This window comes from Planktotalea frisia (assembly GCF_001890925.1).
Classification (GTDB): Bacteria; Pseudomonadota; Alphaproteobacteria; order Rhodobacterales; family Rhodobacteraceae; genus Planktotalea; species Planktotalea frisia.
Map to the genome: position 1 here is coordinate 20,812 of NZ_MLCB01000091.1, position 18,002 is coordinate 38,813.

The 18,002-nt window shown below is 58.9% G+C and carries 18 protein-coding genes; 13 read left to right on the forward strand and 5 right to left on the reverse strand.

Annotation, left to right across the window (positions count from 1 at the left end; translation table 11 throughout):
- Window positions 1–20 precede the first annotated feature (20 nt).
- Together lspA and PFRI_RS05415 are read right to left on the reverse strand one after the other, a co-directional pair.
- On the reverse strand, window positions 21–530 hold the full coding sequence (gene lspA, locus PFRI_RS05410) for a signal peptidase II (RefSeq protein WP_058314162.1): 510 nt from the start codon (window positions 528–530) through the stop codon (window positions 21–23).
- Entirely contained in the window at window positions 527–1,375 is an 849-nt protein-coding gene (locus tag PFRI_RS05415; RefSeq protein ID WP_072629714.1) for a cation efflux transmembrane domain-containing protein, read from the reverse strand. The genes lspA and PFRI_RS05415 overlap by 4 nt, the downstream gene beginning before the upstream one ends.
- A gap of 56 nt (window positions 1,376–1,431) precedes the next feature.
- Between PFRI_RS05415 and PFRI_RS05420 the strand changes: the two genes are divergently transcribed.
- Entirely contained in the window at window positions 1,432–1,782 is a 351-nt protein-coding gene (locus PFRI_RS05420) for an ArsR/SmtB family transcription factor (RefSeq protein WP_058314138.1), read from the forward strand.
- A gap of 292 nt (window positions 1,783–2,074) precedes the next feature.
- Here the strand turns inward: PFRI_RS05420 and PFRI_RS05425 are convergent, their stop codons facing one another.
- The gene (locus PFRI_RS05425; protein WP_072629715.1) at window positions 2,075–4,417 is read right to left on the reverse strand and encodes a heavy metal translocating P-type ATPase; all 2,343 of its coding nucleotides are present in this window, start codon (window positions 4,415–4,417) and stop codon (window positions 2,075–2,077) included.
- A gap of 252 nt (window positions 4,418–4,669) precedes the next feature.
- Here PFRI_RS05425 and PFRI_RS05430 point away from each other — a divergent pair, with 252 nt between their 5' ends.
- Entirely contained in the window at window positions 4,670–4,939 is a 270-nt protein-coding gene (locus tag PFRI_RS05430; protein WP_072629716.1) for a hypothetical protein, read from the forward strand.
- 38 nt (window positions 4,940–4,977) lie between these two features.
- Here PFRI_RS05430 and PFRI_RS05435 read toward each other — a convergent pair whose 3' ends face one another.
- A complete protein-coding gene (locus PFRI_RS05435; RefSeq protein ID WP_037207721.1) occupies window positions 4,978–5,640 on the reverse strand; it encodes a L,D-transpeptidase in 663 nt (220 codons plus the stop codon).
- Between the two features lie 279 nt (window positions 5,641–5,919).
- Here PFRI_RS05435 and PFRI_RS05440 point away from each other — a divergent pair, with 279 nt between their 5' ends.
- The 4 genes from PFRI_RS05440 to repC all read left to right on the forward strand — a co-directional run bounded on the left by PFRI_RS05440 (window position 5,920) and on the right by repC (window position 10,632).
- On the forward strand, window positions 5,920–6,828 hold the full coding sequence (locus PFRI_RS05440; protein ID WP_072629847.1) for a recombinase family protein: 909 nt from the start codon (window positions 5,920–5,922) through the stop codon (window positions 6,826–6,828).
- A gap of 342 nt (window positions 6,829–7,170) precedes the next feature.
- The gene (repA, locus tag PFRI_RS05445) at window positions 7,171–8,370 is read left to right on the forward strand and encodes a plasmid partitioning protein RepA (protein WP_009807965.1); all 1,200 of its coding nucleotides are present in this window, start codon (window positions 7,171–7,173) and stop codon (window positions 8,368–8,370) included.
- Entirely contained in the window at window positions 8,370–9,338 is a 969-nt protein-coding gene (repB, locus tag PFRI_RS05450; protein ID WP_245812275.1) for a plasmid partitioning protein RepB, read from the forward strand. Before repA ends, repB begins: the two co-directional genes overlap by 1 nt.
- Window positions 9,339–9,576: 238 nt before the next feature.
- Window positions 9,577–10,632, forward strand: a complete 1,056-nt coding sequence (gene repC, locus PFRI_RS05455) for a plasmid replication protein RepC (RefSeq protein WP_072629718.1) — start codon at window positions 9,577–9,579, stop codon at window positions 10,630–10,632.
- Window positions 10,633–10,844: 212 nt separating this feature from the next.
- On the opposite strand, the gene PFRI_RS05465 is transcribed toward repC, so the two are convergent.
- Window positions 10,845–12,047, reverse strand: a complete 1,203-nt coding sequence (locus tag PFRI_RS05465) for a Fic family protein (protein WP_072629720.1) — start codon at window positions 12,045–12,047, stop codon at window positions 10,845–10,847.
- A 278-nt stretch (window positions 12,048–12,325) separates the two neighbouring features.
- Here PFRI_RS05465 and PFRI_RS05470 point away from each other — a divergent pair, with 278 nt between their 5' ends.
- From PFRI_RS05470 to PFRI_RS05500, 7 genes are all read left to right on the forward strand, one after another.
- Window positions 12,326–12,811 (forward strand): hypothetical protein, encoded by a 486-nt coding sequence (locus tag PFRI_RS05470; protein WP_072629721.1) that lies wholly within the window; start codon window positions 12,326–12,328, stop codon window positions 12,809–12,811.
- 39 nt (window positions 12,812–12,850) lie between these two features.
- Entirely contained in the window at window positions 12,851–13,792 is a 942-nt protein-coding gene (locus PFRI_RS05475; RefSeq protein ID WP_072629722.1) for an ArdC family protein, read from the forward strand.
- Window positions 13,793–13,815: 23 nt separating this feature from the next.
- Complete coding sequence (locus tag PFRI_RS05480) at window positions 13,816–14,025, forward strand: DUF6330 family protein (protein ID WP_072629723.1); 210 nt, start codon at window positions 13,816–13,818, stop codon at window positions 14,023–14,025.
- 87 nt (window positions 14,026–14,112) lie between these two features.
- Window positions 14,113–14,502: a DUF3768 domain-containing protein gene (locus tag PFRI_RS05485; protein ID WP_028288612.1), complete on the forward strand. Its 390-nt coding sequence runs from the start codon at window positions 14,113–14,115 to the stop codon at window positions 14,500–14,502.
- Window positions 14,503–14,661: 159 nt separating this feature from the next.
- Window positions 14,662–16,644 (forward strand): ParB/RepB/Spo0J family partition protein, encoded by a 1,983-nt coding sequence (locus PFRI_RS05490; protein WP_072629724.1) that lies wholly within the window; start codon window positions 14,662–14,664, stop codon window positions 16,642–16,644.
- A 74-nt stretch (window positions 16,645–16,718) separates the two neighbouring features.
- Window positions 16,719–17,312 (forward strand): regulator, encoded by a 594-nt coding sequence (locus tag PFRI_RS05495; protein ID WP_072629725.1) that lies wholly within the window; start codon window positions 16,719–16,721, stop codon window positions 17,310–17,312.
- Window positions 17,312–17,968, forward strand: a complete 657-nt coding sequence (locus tag PFRI_RS05500; protein ID WP_072629726.1) for a DUF6927 domain-containing protein — start codon at window positions 17,312–17,314, stop codon at window positions 17,966–17,968. Before PFRI_RS05495 ends, PFRI_RS05500 begins: the two co-directional genes overlap by 1 nt.
- Window positions 17,969–18,002: the final 34 nt, after the last annotated feature.

Below are 18,002 nucleotides of genomic sequence, written 5' to 3' on the forward strand. Positions count from 1 at the left end.
AGTTCTTTGCCTGTTAGCTGTTATCCCCCCGTGACATCTCCCTTGCGATTGTCTTGTTCCCGATTTTCCGGCCTGACTTTCGAGGTGCGAAAGCTGTCCCAGAACAGCAATGCTGCCCCACAAAAGATCGCCACGTCAGCCAAGTTGAAGGACGGCCAGTGGTATGACCCGTAATGGAAGTCGAGAAAGTCAGGGACGGCCTGATAGCGCAGACGGTCAAGGATATTGCCAAGCGCGCCTCCGATGATCAGACCGAGCGCCGCACCTGTCAGCCTGTCCGGAGCCTTCCACAGCCAGATCAGCAGCCATGCCACGACCACGGCAGCAAGTGCGACCAGACCCCACCAGGGTACGACCCCGCCGAGCATACCGAAGCTGACCCCATCGTTCAAAACCCGCACGAGGTTGAGAAAGGGCAGAACCTCGACCCCGTTCTCAAGCGCCGGGGAGTTCAGGGCAAGAGCCTTGGTGCCCTGATCAACACCAAACGCGGCGATGGCGCAAAGCCCACCGAGAACGCGGCTGTTCATGCCACCGCCTTCAGATCGGCCCGCGCGTCGCGGATGATCGCCCATGACGAGTGCAGGAACAGTCCGGCGATCCCGACGGCTACGATGAGATCGGGCCATGCGCTGCCTAGCCAAACCACCAGCCCGGCGGCGATAACGACTGCGGCGTTGCCGATGGCGTCGTTGCGCGAGAACAGCCAGACAGCGCGCATGTTCGCGTCGCCCTTGCGGTACCGCAGCAACGGCAGCACGGAGATGACATTTATCACAAGAGCAATCAGGCCCAGAATCCCCATCAAAGTGGCGTCTGGGGTTGTCGGCTCGAATGCCCTTATGATGGTCGTGCCAAAGACTCCAAGACCAAGCAGGCCGAGGAAGATGCCCTGGATCAGGGCCGACCGCGCTCGCCAAGCGAGGCTCCAGCCGATGGCCAACAGGCCGAGGAAGGTGATTGCGCCGTCGCCGATGAAATCCAACGCGTCGGCCTTCACGGCCTGTGACCCGGCAATGAACCCGCCGATCATTTCAAGAACGCCATAACCAACATTCAGGATCACAACGATCCAGAGCGCGCGGCGATAGCCAGGGTCCTGATGGGCCGCACCTTGCTGAATATCTTCGTCGCTCTCGATGCGGTCAAACCCATACCCTGTTGTCTCGACGGCTTTTTCAATTTCCGGCAAGCGCGCTTCGGGAGCTGTCAAAGTCATTATGTGCGTTGCAGTAGACACTTTCACGGCGTCAGGCGCGATACCTGCAGATTGCGCCGCCCGCTCGATCTGGGCGGCATCCTTGGCGCAATCCATACCGGAAACGCGGTAACGGAAGGATGGGATATCTGCTATCGCGCTTTCTGCGTTGGCCATGATCGCAGTTCTCCTGCTAAAGTGGGAAAAGAAATAATATATCAGTGAGTAGTGATATGGACCAAATTGTCGCCTGCTGCAATAGTGGGACAACCGCTATTGAGAGAAGAGCGAAGCTGTTTCGCGGTTTTGCGGACCCAAGCCGCCTCGCGATCCTCGACGCCTTGCGCGAAGCGCCGTTGGCCGTTCATGAGATTGTGACGTGCACGAAGTTATTGCAGCCAAACGTCTCCAACCATCTCAGGTGCCTTCTGGATTGTGGGCTTGTCGCCAGCGACCGCGACGGACGTTTTATCCGCTACCGTATAAGCAGTCCGCGCATTACAGCTCTCTTGAATGATGTGGACGTCCTTCTCGATGTGGTCGCAGAAGGTGTTGATGCTTGTGACAATTATCGCGGGACATAAGCGACCTTTTTTGCTGCTCTGCCCTAACCCACCCCATGCCAGGTCAATTGCTTAGTCTGGACAAAACCCCGGCAAAACCCTTGAGGATTTGGCGGTTTTTTTGCCCTTGCCGGTTCAGGGTACGATAAGGTCGGTAGTTCCAGACAGACCGAACTCTAGCTACGGCGGGACCATTTGCCGCTTTGGTCGGTCAGGGCACCATTGACCGAGGGGCAATAGTCTGCACCCAACGTTCAATCCAATCTAACAGTTGCAAACCGCCTGCTCCCACTGGTTCTTGCCAGTCACATTGCTAGTGACCGTGCGCCAGTGCCGCCTTTGCCATTTCTTCGCCAACCTCATCGCCACCACGCGGTTCATCGTCGTTGTCGCGCGCGCGCAGCAACCGCAAGGCGTTGGCGACAACGAGAAGGGAAACGCCAACATCGGCCGCGATCGCGCCCCACATCGAGGCCATGCCGAAGGCTGTTGCCACCACGAATGCAGCCTTGGTCGCAAGCGACAGCCCGATGTTCTGCTTAATAATTGCCATGGTCCGGCGGGAATGCCCGATAAGCCATGGCACTTTGCCAATGTCGTCTGTCATCAGCGCGATATCGGCCGTTTCAATTGCGGCGTCGGATCCCACGGCTCCCATAGCGATGCCGTAATGCGCGCGCGCCATCGCCGGAGCGTCATTCACACCATCCCCGATCATCGCGACAGTGCCATATTGTGTCACCAGTTCCTCAATGGCGGTGACCTTGTCCTCGGGCAGCAGTTCCGCGCGCACCTCGTCGATGCCGACTTGGGCAGCCACAGCCTTTGCCGTGGCCGTGTTGTCGCCGGTGAGCATCACGATCTTTTTCACGCCTTGTGCGTGCAAGCGGGCAACGATGCCCTTGGCATCAGGCCGGATCCGGTCGCGCAATTCCAATACGCCGCTGACGCCAGCCGCGTCCCCAACGGCGACCAGTGTGTTGCCTGCCCCTTCGATGCGGTCGCGCAAATCAGATGGAATTGCGGACCCGAACCCTTTTTCTTCGGCAAATCGGTCTGACCCCAGCCAAATGGACTGGTCGCCCATGTCTCCTTCGAGGCCGCGGCCCGGCACGGTGCGTGTGTTGTCGGCTGCGGAAACGGAGAGGCCGTCTTGTTCTGCACGGCTCAGGATCGCGCGGGCCAGCGGGTGTGACGATCTTGCTTCAAGCGCGGCGGCGCGCTTAAGCAGGTCGCGTTCGGACGTCTCGCCAATCGGATAGACCGCAGCGACTTCCGGTTCTCCCATCGTGATCGTGCCGGTCTTGTCCATCGCAAGCGCCGTCGTGCGACCCGGCGCTTCAACATAGGCCCCGCCCTTGATCAACACGCCATTGCGCGCTGCGGCCGCAAGGGCAGCGACAATAGAAACCGGCGTTGAGATCACCAAGGCACAAGGGCAGGCGATGACCAGCAGAACCAGCGCGTTGTAGAACCAAAAGCCCCAGTCACCGCCTGCGACAAGCGGTGGAACCAAGGCAATTAGAACGGCCAGCCCCATTACAACCGGTGTGTAGATGCGCGCGAACTTCGTCACCCATTGTTCAACCTCGGCGCGGCGTGAATGTGCATCGCTTACCATGCGGATGATTTTGGACAAGACCGTGTCGGAGGCAGTTTTTGTTGCCCGTACAGTTAAAGTGCCCTCGCCATTGATGGTGCCGGCGTAGACATCATCGCCCGCTTCTTTTGGCACCAAGGCGCTTTCACCCGTAATGGGGGCCTGATCGACGGCCCCTGCCCCGTCGACAACTTCCCCGTCGAGCGGAATACGGTCGCCACCTCGCACGATGAACCGCGCACCGACAGCTACAGCCGCGGCGGGAACGTCGGCCTCTGAGCCATCGTCATAGAGCACCCGGGCTGTCGGTGGTGCGAGGTCGAGAAGCGCTGACACAGCATTGCGCGCGCGCCCCACGCTCCAACTCTCAAGATAGAGCGAAAGCGAAAAGAAGAACGCGACCGTCGCGGCCTCGAAAAACTCGCCAAGCCCGATGGCCCCGGCCACGGCGACCACCATCAACAGGTTCATGTCCGGAGAAAGCCGACGCGCCGACGACCACGCTTTGGGTGCGACCAGCCACACGCCCAAGAGGATCGCTATTGCGAACAACCCTGCTTCGGCAATGGGCATCGGCGCTTCACCATGGCCCGAGAACAATCCGATGGCGCCGCCGAACCCAGTCTCAATGACGTGGTAGATGAACCCTGCCGCCCAGAATCCGCCACTAAGCAACGTGAACAGTTTTTGTTTTTTCAGATGTGCGGCCTGATCCGCGCTGGCATCTTCGGCATCCCAGGGTTTGGCCGTCATCCCGGTGGTCGCAACCAATTGAAGGATCTTGTCCGAAGACGGGTTCGTCCCGCCATCCAGAACCGTCATCCGCGCATTGATGACGTCAAACGCAAGATACTCCGTGCCACCAACTTCCGGTCCGACGACCCGGTTCAGGATCGAGACCTCTTCGGCGCAATCCAGGCCGCTGACATGGAAACTGCGGCCGTCCGAGGCTCGAACGTTGGTTGGCTCAATGGCCTGTCCTCCGCAACAACTGCCGCACGCGCCCTCAGATACGGGAGAATGGTCTTGGCTGTTTTGAGCACCGTCATGTGGCATGGATCATCCTCGGATTCGCTATTGTAGGGAGGTGATACGCCCTACAGCAACTAGAGGTTCAAGAGAAAAGTTCGGTCTTCCATGTAGCCGCGTGGTTAATGGGGTGATCGCAGGCGGTTTGGGTCGAAACCATTGAGTTTCGATCACTTTCCTCAGGAAATTCGCCTGTGATCTTGCCTTTGCGTTGCACCACATGCCGTCGGATGCGAGAAAGACGCATCTAAGAATTCAAAGCAGCAGGACAGTGAGTTTATGTACACACGGATCGCAATTTTTATCCTTCTCGGCGTGGCGCTCGGAGCCTGCTCGGAAACCCTCTCGAATTCACAAGGCTCGGGTGCGCTGCCGCCGGTCCCGGAGCAAATCGTGGCGCTCGCGGCTCCAAACCAGGATCTCTCGACCGCACGCTTGCGGCCGGCAGACAATTGCTATTGGTACATGCATTCCGGGCCGGTCGAGGACACGCTCCTGCCGCTCAGGACATCGGGCGGCAATCCGATCTGCGTCAAGCCGGCAGCGTAGCTTTGGCGGCTCGACGGGCCTGACCGTCAAGTTGAAGGTTAGCTGCGGGCCGTGACACTGTCTTCCGCCGAATAAAGGAATGCGGTGGAGCCGATAGCAACACGGGGATAAAGCTCATTGATATGCGCCATAACCATGCGAACGCATCCGGAGCTGGCGCGCCCACCAATTGATCTGGATTGCGGTGATCCGTGTATCCTCAGATATGTGTCACGCTGCCCGACGAACAAATAGATTGCGCGAGATCCCAATGGGTTTTGCGGGCCTGGTTCCTGGCCATTTGCATACTTTTCAAGCGACGGATCGCGCTCGATCATCGATTTGGTCGGTGTCCAGTGTGGCCATTCCACCTTTCGGCGGATCGAGTAGGTCCCCGGCTCGTAAAGATTGCCGCGGGCAATCGCCACGCCGTAACGCATCGCGGTGCCGCCTTCCTCGATATGATAAAGATACCGCGCGACCGCATCGACATGAATGTCGCCGGGTGTCAGACCAGACCGGGCTTCAACCCGACGTGGCAGGAAGCGCGGTTGCAATCCCCAAGGGTTCGACGTCTCGAGATCGAAGTTTGCAGGTGTCACTTGCGCATCCCAAGCCGCCTTTTGCGATGTCGTTGGCCATGTACTGGCAAACACAGGGTTTGAAATCGGCGCAGAGAACACAGCTGCGCTGGTCGCGATGAAATGGCGTCTCGTCAACATATTTGGTTTATCTCCTACGCGGTCGGTTTTTTATAGCTTCGCTTTACACGTCGATAGAACTTCTAGCAACTGGAGCTTCAAGGGAAAAAAGACCAACCTACGCAAACATGTCTGCACTAGAAAGCGAGTCGCAGGGATGAGCAGTGAATACATATCGGAATGCGTCCAAACACATCCATGAAAACCGCATTGACCACGCAAGTTGGATCGATCAATTCTGAACAAACTATCAAACGGTCGTTTAATTGCGATACCTTAAATTGCAAACAGCCCGTTTTCATGCCCCTGATAGGCTACGCCCGCGTATCGACAGAGGATCAGACCCCCCTGCCCCAGTCCGAGGCCCTGCAAACTGTGGGATGCGTCGAAATCCATGAAGAACACGCCTCAGGCGGCAATCGTGCGCGGCCAGTGCTTGCCCGCTTGCTGGAGCGCATTAGCAAGGGCGACACGCTGGTTGTCGTTCGGATCGACCGGCTGGCGCGGTCTCTCTCACATCTGCTGGAGGTGATCGAACGGCTGGAGGCCAAGGGGGCGTTCTTTCGTTCCATTCAGGACCCGATCGACACCGGATCCCCGCAAGGCAAGTTCACGCTTCAGGTTCTGGGCGCCGCGGCCGAGTTTGAGCGGGCGCTGATCCGCGAACGTACCAAGGCGGGGCTGGCGAGTGCCCGTACTAAGGGCCGGGTCGGCGGGAACCCGGGCCTACGCGCCCGCGATCCAGCGGCGCTACGCAAGGTGCGGCTCGCGCGGCAAGACGGCTACATGGAGCGGCTGAACGAGACGGCTCAAGACTGGGTGCCCCATGTGCGCCGGTTGCGCCCCGACTTGGCCTGGGAAGACGTTGTGCGCATCATCAACGGCCCCCTGCCCGAGGCGCGTCGCTGGACCCAAAGCCGTCTCTTGCGCGCTGTGAAGGCCTATGTCCGCGACGGCTTCCTGCCTACCGAGGTGCTGGCCCGCGCCGGGCGCCGCGAAACGGACGATCGCCTGCCCGCCATTATTGCTGGCATCAAGGGCGCAGATCCCGACATCACGCTTCAAGCGATCTGTGAACGGCTGGAATCTATGCGCGAACGCACGCCTCGTGGCCGAACAAGATGGCAGCCGTCTTCGGTGAAAATGCTGTTGGAGCGGGCGGAACGACTTGGCCTCATGCCGTACGAATCGAGCCAAGATCAGATGTAGCTTCTGACCCGAATCCAAAAAATTTCACCGGGAGAAAACTCCGCAGGAGGCAGAAAGTGCCATTAGTTGCTTGGGGTTAGCTGCTAATGTGCCAACTCAACAGAGTAGCGGCTCGATTCGGTTAGATCTGCATTTAATATATCTATATCAATGGCTTGCTGAGTTTTTTACACGACAACACCTATAGGTGTTGTGGATAACTTTCACACTACATTTAGATTCTTCTTGCCGGACTCACTGGATCGTGGCATTCCCATTCTGACGGCAAAACGCGTCAGACACGCTGTACACCGTCAGAATGACTAAGAGCCTCAACAGAGGCCGTAGAGTGGGCGGCAGGACATGGATGATCGTAACATTGGATACACGCAAGGCATAGGCTCTTCCGATATCGGAGCATTTGCCGACAATCTGGCTGAGTCTTTGGATCGCCAGATGAAGATCGCTTTCGAACCCGAAGAACGAAAGTCCCTACGCCGCTTCAGTTCCACCGAAGTCGCCGGCCTCCTGCGCGTAAGCACATCTAACCTGCGCAACCGGCACAAGGACGGCAGCTTCCCGGAAGTGCATACAGACAACCGCGGACACCGGTTCTACACAGCCCAAGAGATTGATGAGTTGCGCGATGTTCTTGGACGCACTGGAAAGAACGCAGAAAGCTACCGCCCAGGTCGACGTGATGGCGATCGTCTCCAGGTGATATCCGTCGTCAACTTCAAAGGCGGTTCATCAAAGACTACAGCAACGATTCATCTTGCGCAAAGGTATGCCTTGCGCGGTTACCGCGTGCTGGTCCTAGACCTCGATCCGCAAGCAAGTTTGACCACGTTTTTCGGCTTTCGGCCCGAGCTTGAGTTCGCAGATGGCGGCACAATCTATGATGCTTTGAGATATGAGGACCAAGTTCCTCTCTCGAACGTCATCCAAAAAACCTACTTCCATAAGCTCGACATGGTGCCCGCCGGTTTGATGCTCTCGGAGTACGAAACCGAGACCGCAAACGCTCTCGCCCGTCGCGTACAACCCATCTTTGCAGAGCGCCTCGCCTTGGCGCTTGAAGAGGTTGAGGCAAACTACGACATCGTCCTGATCGACTGCCCCCCTCAGCTTGGGTTTCTAACCCTGACTGCGCTGGCAGCCTCGACGGGGCTTTTGGTTACCGTGGTACCTGGCATGCTTGACATCGCATCCATGAGCCAATTTCTGAAACTTGCTTCAGAAACGGTCAAGGCGGTGGAGGAAGCCATCGGTCGGCGTGTCACATGGGATTTTGTCAAATTCCTGATTACCAGATATGAACCGTCGGACGGTCCGCAGACCCAAATGGCAGGCTACCTGAGATCAATTCTGGCAGGTCAGGTCATGACAGAGCCGATGCTGAAGTCTACGGCGATCTCCGACGCGGGGATGACCCAGCAGACCGTCTACGAAGTCGATCCAAGCCAATTCATCAGAAAGACAATTGATCGCGCCCTGACCAGCGTGAATGGCGTTGGTGATGAGCTAGAGCAGACGATCCAAATGGCATGGGGGCGTCGCTGATGGCCCGAAACATCTTCAACCAGCCTCCAAGGAATGAGACGGAGAGCGGAGCCCCCTCCCCTACCCCGCCAAAAGCGGCAAAGCTGCCGGGATCTGTTGGAGGATTGCGCGACTCTTTGCGCGAGATCACAGCAAACTCGATTCGCGATATCGAACCCGATCAGATTGACATGGATGGGCTGCGCGATCGGTTGGTTCTGGAAGATTCCAGTATCGATGAGTTGGCCGAGAGCATTCGCAAGCATGGCCAACAAGTGCCCATCATGGTCCGTCCATCAGCCCAACCGGACAGATACCGCATCATCTACGGCCGCCGCAGGCTTGCGGCGATCCGTAAGGTCGGTGGAACGGTCAAGGCAATTGTTCGAACCTTGGACGATGACGCATCTCTGATCGCTCAAGGCCAGGAGAACAACCTCAGGCTTGATCCGTCTTTTATAGAAAAGTCTCTTTTTATCAGAGAGATGCAAGAATCCGGGTACAAACCCGGTGTCATTCAAGATGCTCTAGGTCTGACCCGGCAAGGCGTATCCAACCACAGGGTCGTCATAGAACAACTGCCAGACGGTCTTGTTCAACTCATCGGGCCAGCACATGGGATCGGACGACGGCAGTGGGGTGATCTAGCTGCCTTATCGGTCAAGGTAGATTTGGTGGACATCGCCAAAGAGGCGCTCGCCGCCCTGCCCGACGACACTCCTAGTTCCGAAAAGTTCCAAGCGGTCTATTCAGCTTGCTCGAGCAAAGCACGTAGCGAAAAGAAGCCGCCCAATCGTGGGCTGACTTCGGTCATCAATGATGAGAACGGCAGTTCATTGGGCACGCTGACAATCAATGAGAAGGCGATCGCTCTCAAGGTCACCAAGAAGGACAACCCAGAATTCGGCCAATGGCTCGAAGAGCACGCGGAAGCTACGCTTTTGCAACTCTTCGCACAGTGGCGGAATGAGAGAGGCTCTGGGTCCTAACCCAGGCCACACAGAGCAACACGAGCAGAGGAGAAAAGCGAAGACCCGAAAGAAAAGAGCCCCCCAAAGTTTCCCCTGGAGAGCCCTCATCATCTGATTAGCATCTTTGATGTAGCAACCTCCAGCATACCGGTCAAGAGTCACCGATTCGGTGGACTGATATTTTTTGCCTTTTTCCGCGAAAATTCGAGGAAAGAGACGGGGAAGTTGTGGGCCGAACGGTCGTCGTGAACAAGCCATGGCATTTACAAAACTCTCGATCGAAGCCGCAGGTGCTAATGAAACCCGCGGCTCATTTCCCCCATCTGAAACCGACGTCTGGACCATCTTCAGAGCCCTGAGAGATGCACGCAGCGTGTTTGGTCTACGTCCTGGCCACATACAGACACTTCAAGCAATGCTCAGTTTTCTGAAACCTGGCCATGGCGAAACGGTTTTTGCGTCTAACAATTCACTTTGCCAGCGCGTTGGCGGAATCGACGAACGGACACTCCGGAGGCACATCAACCGCTTCGTTGAACTCGGATTCATCAAGCGCAATGACAGCTCGAACCGAAAGCGCTACCGCGTTCGCTCATCCGGCGGGGAGTGCATCAGTTATGGATTGTCTCTCACGCCCCTGCTCCAACGTGCGAGCGAGCTTATAGCCATCGCGCAAGAGATGGAGAATAACCGGCGAGATCGGATATTTGTCCGCAAACAGATCCTTACAAAGCTCGCCCATTTAGAAGAGCACGATCCTAGCAACACATTCATCAACCACGCACGGAAAGCTCTACGCAGGAAGCTGAGCCTCCCCGAATACCACGCTCTGCTCGCCAATACAGATGCAGAATGCCAGAGTTTGTCTACCCCGGATGACCCGCCTGAAACTATGGAATTGCCCGCCAATGACGGACAAACTGTCCGGCATCAATCTAAGTCTAAAGAAGAAAAAAAAGATTTAGATAGCAACATAGGCGATGAGATCCTGAAACCAGACTTGCTGACCTCAGTCTGCGATCAGGCGACATCGTTCTCCACAGAGAGACTTAGAAACTGGTTTGACATTGAAAACCATGCTCGAACACTTGCACCCATGATGGGCATTCACCCAGAAACTTTTGAGAAAGCCAAGAATGCTGTAGGAGCTCAGAAAGCGTCATGCGCGATCTTCATCATGCTACAGCTTGGAAAACGCATCAGGGATTTTGGAGCGTATTTTCACAGTATCACCCTGGGTCAAAGGCAAAACCAATTTGATCCATTAGCTTTGATCAAGCGACTGTCCGAAACCAATGAGCGAACTGTCTAATGTCCACCGCGGTGGACTTCGAACGAGAAGCGGAGCTTGTGGCAACCAAAATTGTCCAAACGCACCTAGCGGCGCGTGGTGGTTCTTCAGTTTATCTCAGGCCAGCAGATGTCCACCGCGGTGGACAAGTGACACACGAGCAACCCTTGATGAAAATCTCGCAGCCCATGGAAGAAATCGGCGGCCAGGCATTACACCCAAAATCCCTAGAGTTATTGTGGGAGGTCACCATCTCCAAATAGGTTTGGAAAGAGCCTCTCTCGATAATCCAACGGAAACGCCAACCGTACGGGCGTCTTCGGCGAGGCGGAAGTCAGGTATCCGGCGGCGGTCAGTTTACTCAGCGTGTTCCGAGCGGTACGCTCGGACGTCTTGAGCACAATCTGCGCGTCACCACGTTCCAGTGCACCATGCCGAAGAACGGCCGAAATCAAATCGGGTGCGCGTTTGTCATCGATGGTATCCGCAACAAGACGACGATAGCGCTGGTCCAGTCCGCCGAGATCGAACAGCTTTGCCGAGAACGTGATCTGGTCGAGCGTCACTTTCAGGAACCATTCGCTGAACGTTTTCAATGCCGCCTCTGAAAGATTGCCGCGCCCGTCCCGATCTCCTCGTCGGGGACTATCCGCAAGATTCATCATCCGTTTGTACTCACCCCGATCCATCAGCCCGCGGGCCAGCCCACGCGATACGGACCAGAGCCCTTGGCCGCCGATCCCGGCTGTGAGGGCCATGGCATGAGACATCAGTCTGCTGACGCGCCCGTTGCCGTCAGGGAAAGGGTGGATGTAGTTCAGCCGGTGATGTGCAGACGCGATCGCAATGATCCGTCCACTCGAAGACCGCGCCGCAATCTGAAACCGATTGTCGAAATGGTCCATAAATGCCGCGACGCGCGACGATGAAGGAGGTAGGTGGCGCCCGACCGCAACTTCCCGATCGTCATCCTGGCGCATGCGTCCCGGAACGATGGGCTCTTGTGTGCCGTCGGGATGTTCGATGACCCGAAACTCATCCGGCATCTCGTCGTAGAAGCTCTTATGGACCCAAGTCAGGAATTCGACAGATGTGGGGCGGGGCAGGGTGCCCTTGCGATGCATCTCGTCGATGCCGCGTTGAACGATGACGTGGGCCCGGGCCTCAAGGGCGAGAGGGCGGGTTTCTTCCTCAAGCTCGGCGCCAGCCAGCGCCCTTTCGATGTCGCGAGGGCGTGTGTTGTGTCCTTCAATCAGGTTGGAGTAGTAGCAGTTCATCACGCGGACAAGATCGGCAAGTTCGGCTGCGCTGTCAGGATGCAGTCCTTGGCCCAGCCCGGTGGCTTCCCTCTGGATGTCGACCGAAAGGTCTGCCAATTCTGTAGGAATATGCTCTTCGAAGAAGCAGGGTTCGATTCTGGCGGGTGTTTCCAGCATTTTTGCCGATCTTCTATGTTTACAAAGTAATTGAAAAACATACACATTTCGGAGCCGCGGGCAAGGTTTTGCCGATATGTGTTGCCGATCTTGGGTGCCGGTCTGGAATTGCTGCATGAAATCAATGGCTTCGGCAGATGTGCCGGGCTTTTCGGTTTTGTTGTGTGCCCAACGGGGCTGGAGAAAGTGAAAGTGTTCTTCGGGTTTTGTGACTGACGGATGAGGGCCTTTGGGGTCCCTCAGATGGGTCCGGGCCGGGTTCCGGTCTGCCGTTCCTGATGAAGGGCATTCCCATGCAAACAGGTGTCTTGCGCGTGTTGCGCGCGACCGCTGCCTCTTGGTGGCGGCATAGAGAACTGCGCCGAACCGGCGAGACGAAGCTGGCACGGCGGCTCGAGCGGAAAGCCGTTCTCCGCGATCTCGGCTATCTCACGCAGGCTGCGACTCTGCCAAACGCGCACGTGATCTGCGGGGAGGGTGGGACGTTCCTCCATCTCGGTTGGACCACAGTGTCGACTTTCGCGCCGATCGAGCGCTTTCCCTTGGCCGCTCTTGCAGTCGTGCGAGGGACACCGTTCATCGATATCCGACCCGTCCGTGACGTCATCGCCTTCGCGAACTTGCCGTGCGTGGCGCGGGACGGATCGGTCGACGCTGCCCCTTCGGGGCTCGCCAGGTCCGTTTCACTGACCACCTATATCGACATGGTCGAAGAGCTTGGCGCGAAGGTCGCCAATGATCCGCGGCCCCGTCAGACAACCTGACTCCCAATCTTCTCACCAACACTCGAAAGGAGGCCAGCCATGGCCCGATCCCGCACGCCCAAATTCGATGCCTCCGAGGTCATCACGAACGAAATCATCCGCATCATCGAGCGCGGCGTCCTGCCGTGGCGCAAGCCATGGACCGCAGGTGGCAGCTCTCGTCCCCTGCGCGTGGGCGGAGAACCCTACCAGGGAGTGAACAACTTCCTGCTGACGATGCGGACCGTGATGGCGGGCCACAGCTCTCCCTTCTGGATGACGTTGCCGCAGGCCAATGCGTTGGACGCAAAGGTCCGCAAGGGTGAGAAATCCTCTGTCGTCGTCTATTACGGTCAAAGCCGGAAAGACGCGGGCGGCGATGAGCGTGACCGCAGCGACGGGGATGATCACTCCGAGGAAGCCCGCATTTTTCGCTTTCAGAAATCCTACCGCGTGTTCAATGCCTGCCAGATCGAGGGCTTGCCCGACAGCTTCTTCCCCGATCCGGAGCCCGTGCCCGAGCATCCGCCGTCCGAGCCCATCCCGCACATGCAGGCGTTTTTCGACGCCATCGACATCACAACCGTCTTCACGGGCACGGAGGCGTACTATTTGCCCCCCGTGGACAAGGTTTACATGCCATCCATCACGCGGTTCCAGGACCCGCGCAATTTCTACGGGGTCTGGGCCCATGAGCTGGCCCATGCCACGAAAGCCCCCCATCGACTGAACCGTGATTTCGGGTTCTCGAAGTTTGGCAACACGTCCTATGCGCGCGAGGAGATCGTCGCGGAATTGACCTCGGTGTTCCTGGGTCAGACGCTCGGCTTCACGGCGCATACGCTCGAGATGAATGCCGCCTACCTCCACAACTGGTTGCGCGTTCTTCGGTCGGACAAGGGTGCGATCTTCAAGCACGCCGCGGATGCGCAGCGCGCCTGCGACTATCTGATCGCCAGATCGGAGATGGGCAGGGCAGGGCGCAGCGCCGAGGCCGCCTGACCACATGGAGAACGGAGATTCCTATGTCACGTAAGGAACCCAAAACGCTGCGGGTGGCCTGCTTCAACGACGGCCGCCGCAAGATCATCACCTTCAAGCGCGGTGCCTATTGGTGGAGCCAGTCCGAGGGCGCTTATCCGTTCTCGGCAGCGCTCGAGAGCATTAAAGAACAAGGCGGCTGGATCGAAACCATCCCCAACTCGAATTACAGACCCAAGGGGCTGTTCGGGTAGGGCACCTTCTGCTTCGGTCCTTCCGACAAGCAGAAAAGAAAAAGCAGGCTTTGGGAAGGGTGTTTCAACTTCTCAAAGGAGAGCCCTATGACCATCACTGCACAGCCCCAGACAGAATGCCCGGATCCGAGTGTGATCGCCGCGCAGAACGACGCGTTCCGCAAGCTCGCGTGCCTTGGAGTGCCGCCCGCGCAGCCCATCCAAGGCCGGATGCATGTCACCCGCTCGCTCATGGAGGCCGGTGACGGCTTTATGGCCGAGGCGGTGAAAGCCACCGGTGAGTTTACCACCTTTGAGCAGGACAATGATCCCGAGGGATGGCATGATTTCGGGGCGGTCGAGATCCGGGGCGAGACCGTGTTCTGGAAAATCGATCTCTATGAAGCGGATTCGGATTTCCGCTACGGGGCCGAGACCCCGGGCAATCCCGTGACCACAATGCGCGTACTGACCGTCATGCTGGCGCGCGACTGGTAGAAGGGCAAGGGACGCCTCCCCGTGACATCTCAGACGACTAAGGCCCGCTGCCCCCAAAAAAGGCAAAGCGGGCCTTTTTTCGTGGTGATCCCCGAAGCCGGGGATTGGTCCCGCGCGTAGAGGCGCGGGCCACACCTAACCCATCTGGAAGGATATCCCATGACCACAAGTTTTGCCCCCCTCACCGTCGCCATCGGCGATCTGGTCCCGCATCCCGCCAACGTGCGCAGCAACTCCCCGGAAACTTATGAGCCCGAGAACATCGCGCATCTGAAGGCGAGCATCGCTGTGCTGGGCCTGCTCCAGCCGCTCCTGGTCCAGAAGCTTGACGGCAAATATGCTGTCCTCGCCGGTGGCCGGCGCCATGCCGCGCTGAAGGAGCTGGTCGCGGACAATGCCAGCAAGGGGTTCACTGCGAAAACCAAGGTCGACTGTCGGCTTGTCCCTGACGACTGCGACGTCACCACTGCCCTGTCGCTCGCCGAGAACATCACCCAGGCGCCGATGAACGCCATCGACGAGTTCGAGGCTTTCGCCCGGATGATGGAAGTCGACGGCCAGACGCCCGAGACGATCGCCAAGACCTTCGGCACCACGGTGGCGGCCGTGAAAGGCCGGTTGCGCTACGGTCTGATCCACCCCGAGATCCGCGCCGCGGCCCGGGCCAAGACCATCACGCTCGACACGATGAAGGCCTTTGCGGAGCATCCGAGCCAGGAGGTGCAGCGCGAGGTCTTCGAGGCGCTCACCAAGGAAGATAGCTACCTGCAGGCCTATACAGTCCGCCAGGCGCTCAAGTCCCGCGGCGTGCAGGTCAGCGACGATATCGGGGCTTTCGTGCGCGAAGACTACGAGGCGCGCGGCGGCGCCGTCGCAGCCGATCTGCTGGATGAGCATTCCGTGCTTGAGGATGCGGCGCTGGTCGAAACCATCCTGCTCGAGAAGCTCGGTGCCGCCGCCGAAGAGGCCCGCATAAAGCTGGGCTTTGCCTGGGCCGATGCGATGGTCCGCTATGATTACGCGACCATGGCCGACTACGGCCGCGTCTATCCCGGCCCGATCGAGCCCGATGAGGCTGCGCAAAAGCGCATCGATGAGATCACCGCCGAGCTTGAGAAATTGCAGCTCGAGATGGAGGATGAGGGGCTCGAGGACGCTGCCTACAATGTCCTTTACGAGCGCGTGGACGCTCTGGAAGACGAAGCCCGCGATCTGCAGGAGGCCTACAGCGCCGAGGATCTCGCCCGTGCAGGCGTGATTGCGTCTTGGTCGAACGGGCAGATCACGCTCCATGTGGGCCTCGTCCGCCCGGAGGACACCGTCAAAAAGGAGGGCGCGCGCGGCTCCTCGGCTAGCCCGACCGGGGAGGAGGCCCCAGACGCCGGCGAAATCACCTACCCGGCCTCACTGGCCGAGGACCTCAAGACCGAGCGGGCCATGGCCCTCGGGGCCGCGATGGCGCTGCATCCGGAAGCCACGCTCGATCTGACGCTCTTCAAGCTGGTCAGTGACGTTCTGGCCAGCGGCATGAGTGTCACGCAGGCGATCAAGATCGAGGCCCGCAAGGAATACCGCAACCACGCCAAGATGGACGAGATCGACGAGACCTCGCTCGAGCAGGTGGCCGCGGCGCATGATGCGCTTGATCTGTCCTGGCGCGATGACACCCGCCCGCCCGCCGATCAGTTCGCGGCGTTTCGCGCGCTCGAGGCAGGGGAGAAGGCCAAGCTCGTCGCTTATGCGACAGCCAGCACCACGCAGTCCTGTTTTGCCCGGGACCGGCAGCGTGACAGCCTGATGCATGACTTCGAGATCGAGATCATGCCCGATATCCGCGCCCATTGGATGCCGAATGCGGCGCTCTTCAACCGCTTCAAGAAGGCCTGGCTCCTGAAGATCCTCGGCGAGGATCTGGGTCTGGCCCAGGAGGCGGTGACGCTGGCCTCGTCCAGCAAGAAAGAGATTGTGGCCTTCTGCGACAAGCTCTTTGCCGAGCCCTTCGCCACGCTCACGGAAGCGCAGCGCGCTGCCGTGGCCGCCTGGTGCCCACCTATGATGCAGACCGCCGGTGTCGCCTGTGATGAGGCGGAGCCCGCTGCGGAAACCCCCGAGCCTGACAGCGAGATCGCGCAAGCGGCCTGAGTCCTCACGCGACCCGCGCGAGCCATGACGCCTGCGCGGGTCGATCTTCTCATACCCAACCGAAAGACATCCCCATGGCTATTCTCAAGTTCTCCGCGTCCGCTGTCGCGGCGCAGATCGCCCATGCGCGCGCCTGCAAAACCTTCCTGCCCAACTGGAACGGGCCCGTGGACAGGCCGGCCCTGATCCTCATCGTCGGCAATGGCGTGCATCTGCGCTCGAACGGCATCGACGGCACAACCACCCGTATCGTCACCACCGAACAGGCCGATCCCTCCTTCGCCTTTGCCGACGGCATGAACCCGTTTCGGGACGCCGACTGGATGGCGCAGCGCCGCATGGCGTTTCGCGATATGACCGGCCAGTTCTACACGGACATCCTTGACGATGTGCAGGCGCTCATCGATCGGGGGCAGGGGGCGATCCGGCTCGCCACCGATGGCCACAGCATCCGCGTCTTCGTGCGCCGGGCCTCGGACTATCTGATCGGCGGGACCTACGAGGTGCCTTCAGGTCTTGGCGGTACCTTCCGGGTCATCCTCAAGGATGCCTGCGATACCTTCGCGATCGTGCAGAACTGCGGCAATTGCGAGGATTTCGACGCCATGCAGCCCTACCGCGTGCCGCTCGATGCGCTGATGGAACTCGATGATCGGAGGGCGGCCTGATGGGATGGCTCTTCTACACCGACCGCCGCGTCAAAACCTACGCGGATGAGAAAGCAGAGATCACCCGGCTTTGCACCTTTGAGGGCGACACGCGCAAAACCGAACTGGTCAAAGCCTGCAAGGTCGGCTCCACCTGGTATGCGGCGGCAAGGGTCACCAATCTCGACGGCACCGCTGTCGAAGACGCGACCTATGTGACCGATGTGGATGGCTCCATCACGTTCGGGGCTGTCTTCCTCACCCGATACGATGACGGCTGCTGGGGCTACAAGGATATGGAGGAAAGCGCTTGCCCGAACGAGTCGCGTGCCCCCCTTGGGTTGATCGAGCTTCTCTCCGACCTGAAAAACCCGGACAGCTACGCCCAGGACTGGCGCCAGCGCTGCCGGGATTGGGCGTCGATTCCAGACTACCAGGAAGGCGACAAGATCAGGCTCGCCGCTCCCGTGACGCTCACCGATGGCAGTACATGCCAGATCGTCACCGCGACGCACTACAGGCGGGGCCGGCAGAAACGCCGCTGCTACCGCATCGAGGAAACCGGTGGGCTCGTACGCCTGTCGAAGGCCTCGCTTGCGGGCTCGGAGCTGCTCAGCTCCGCGAAGGTCGCGGCCAGTCCTGTGCTGGCGGAGTTCCTGGCGGGGCAGGAGAATTGAACGACTAGACCATCAAGCACCGGCGCTTCCTTCG